The 1,480-nt window shown below is 50.6% G+C and carries 13 tRNA genes and 1 rRNA gene; all 14 read right to left on the reverse strand.

Features of this window, described 5'->3' with window-relative positions:
• Nucleotides 1-18: 18 nt before the first annotated feature.
• Nucleotides 19-94, reverse strand: a tRNA-Phe gene (locus ACIQZG_RS24460).
• A gap of 36 nt (nt 95-130) precedes the next feature.
• Nucleotides 131-206, reverse strand: a tRNA-Asp gene (locus ACIQZG_RS24465).
• A gap of 4 nt (nt 207-210) precedes the next feature.
• A tRNA-Met gene (locus ACIQZG_RS24470) sits at nt 211-285 on the reverse strand.
• A 46-nt stretch (nt 286-331) separates the two neighbouring features.
• Nucleotides 332-424: transfer RNA gene (locus tag ACIQZG_RS24475), tRNA-Ser, on the reverse strand.
• A gap of 99 nt (nt 425-523) precedes the next feature.
• Nucleotides 524-597 (reverse strand) — tRNA-Met (locus ACIQZG_RS24480).
• Between the two features lie 25 nt (nt 598-622).
• A tRNA-Ala gene (locus tag ACIQZG_RS24485) sits at nt 623-698 on the reverse strand.
• A gap of 7 nt (nt 699-705) precedes the next feature.
• Nucleotides 706-782 (reverse strand) — tRNA-Pro (locus tag ACIQZG_RS24490).
• Nucleotides 783-790: 8 nt separating this feature from the next.
• A tRNA-Arg gene (locus tag ACIQZG_RS24495) sits at nt 791-867 on the reverse strand.
• Nucleotides 868-889: 22 nt separating this feature from the next.
• Nucleotides 890-978: transfer RNA gene (locus ACIQZG_RS24500), tRNA-Leu, on the reverse strand.
• A gap of 10 nt (nt 979-988) precedes the next feature.
• Nucleotides 989-1,060 (reverse strand) — tRNA-Gly (locus tag ACIQZG_RS24505).
• Between the two features lie 41 nt (nt 1,061-1,101).
• Nucleotides 1,102-1,174, reverse strand: a tRNA-Lys gene (locus ACIQZG_RS24510).
• Nucleotides 1,175-1,216: 42 nt separating this feature from the next.
• A tRNA-Trp gene (locus ACIQZG_RS24515) sits at nt 1,217-1,290 on the reverse strand.
• Nucleotides 1,291-1,293: 3 nt separating this feature from the next.
• A tRNA-Val gene (locus tag ACIQZG_RS24520) sits at nt 1,294-1,369 on the reverse strand.
• A gap of 12 nt (nt 1,370-1,381) precedes the next feature.
• Nucleotides 1,382-1,480: ribosomal RNA gene (gene rrf / locus ACIQZG_RS24525) — 5S ribosomal RNA — on the reverse strand; the annotation flags it as partial.

The following is a 1,480-nucleotide window of genomic DNA, read 5'->3' on the forward strand; positions in this document are numbered from 1 at the left end:
AAACTACACCCGCAAAAATGGTGGGTCAGGACGGAATCGAACCGCCGACACTTAGAGCTTCAATCTAATGCTCTACCAACTGAGCTACTGACCCACATTCAATTAGTATTAACTAATCTTTTCTTAAAAATGGCGGTCCCGACCGGGATCGAACCGGCGATCTCCTGCGTGACAGGCAGGCATGTTAACCGCTACACCACGGGACCATTTTGGTTGCGGAGACAGGATTTGAACCTGTGACCTTCGGGTTATGAGCCCGACGAGCTACCACTGCTCCACCCCGCGACAATATTATTCGAGTTTTAAGACACCATTTATTGAAAATAAAAACTGGAGGAGGTAGAGGGATTCGAACCCCCGCGCGGTGTTACCCGCCTGTCGGTTTTCAAGACCGATCCCTTCAGCCGAACTTGGGTATACCTCCATAACAATATATAAATGGTGGACTTTGCAGGACTCGAACCTGCGACCTGACGCTTATAAGCCGTCTAGGCTAACCAAATGAGTTAAAGTTCCTTTAAGATGGCGGCAGAGGGAGTCGAACCCACGACCTTTCGGGTATGAACCGAGTGCTCTAGCCAACTGAGCTACACCGCCAGAATCTTTATATGGTTATAAGTTATGGTGGAGCCTAGCGGGATCGAACCGCTGACCTCCTGCGTGCAAGGCAGGCGCTCTCCCAGCTGAGCTAAGGCCCCTAAATGATGGTCGGAATGACAGGATTCGAACCTACGACCCCTTGGTCCCAAACCAAGTGCTCTACCAAGCTGAGCTACATTCCGGAAATATATGGCGCGCCCGGCAGGAGTCGAACCCACAACCTTCTGATCCGTAGTCAGACGCTCTATCCAATTGAGCTACGGGCGCTAATAAATATATTAAAAGAAAATGGTGCCGAGGGCCGGAATCGAACCGGCACGGTGATCACTCACCGCAGGATTTTAAGTCCTGTGCGTCTGCCAGTTCCGCCACCCCGGCACATATACGAAGCGGAAGACGAGGTTCGAACTCGCGACCCCCACCTTGGCAAGGTGGTGTTCTACCACTGAACTACTTCCGCATGTGCTTAGATTTGTTTATACTGGCTATTTATTTAGATGATGAGCCATGAAGGACTCGAACCTTCGACCCTCTGATTAAAAGTCAGATGCTCTACCAACTGAGCTAATGGCTCATTTTATTAATAAAATGACTAGTGTAGTAGGTTACAAGAACCTGGCAGGGGCAGTAGGAATCGAACCCACACCAAAGGTTTTGGAGACCTCTATTCTACCGTTGAACTATGCCCCTAAATGGTGGAGGATGACGGGCTCGAACCGCCGACCCCCTGCTTGTAAGGCAGGTGCTCTCCCAGCTGAGCTAATCCTCCACAAAAAAACAAGCGAAGCGACGTCCTACTCTCACAGGGGGAAGCCCCCAACTACCATCGGCGCTAAAGAGCTTAACTTCCGTGTTCGGTATGGGAACGGGTGTGACCTCT

Origin of the sequence: Lysinibacillus sp. NPDC096418 (assembly GCF_044762775.1) — a bacterium.
In the GTDB taxonomy this organism is placed as follows: domain Bacteria; phylum Bacillota; class Bacilli; order Bacillales_A; family Planococcaceae; genus Lysinibacillus.